Origin of the sequence: Streptomyces blattellae (genome assembly GCF_009709555.1) — a bacterium.
In the GTDB taxonomy this organism is placed as follows: domain Bacteria; phylum Actinomycetota; class Actinomycetes; order Streptomycetales; family Streptomycetaceae; genus Streptomyces; species Streptomyces blattellae.
Genome location: NZ_WJBG01000087.1, coordinates 1 through 255 on the forward strand (window position 1 = coordinate 1; position 255 = coordinate 255).

General features: G+C 68.6%; 1 protein-coding gene. It reads right to left on the reverse strand.

Annotated elements, in window-relative coordinates; translation table 11 throughout:
- A partial coding sequence (locus GFH49_RS01715; RefSeq protein WP_230396108.1) for a hypothetical protein occupies positions 1 to 200 on the reverse strand: 200 nt, incomplete at its 3' end.
- Positions 201 to 255 lie beyond the last annotated feature (55 nt).

Genomic DNA, 255 nt, shown 5'->3' on the forward strand with positions numbered 1-255 from the left:
TTCCCCCACCGATTCCCGGAGTTCTTCACCGCGAGCCGGGCGCTCAGTTCCTCCCGCGCGGTCAAGGGGCGCACCTTGGTGGCGTCCCACTCCAGGCCACCCCCCAGGGGCCGGATCATGTGCCGTCCGGCCCACTGCCCCATGTACACGCCGTCCTTGTTGGTGGCGGTGTCACGGACCAGTGCGCCGACTACCGGCACTTCGCTACCGGCCGTCGTCTCCTGGGCTCTCTCGGTAGTTGCCATGACCAGCACG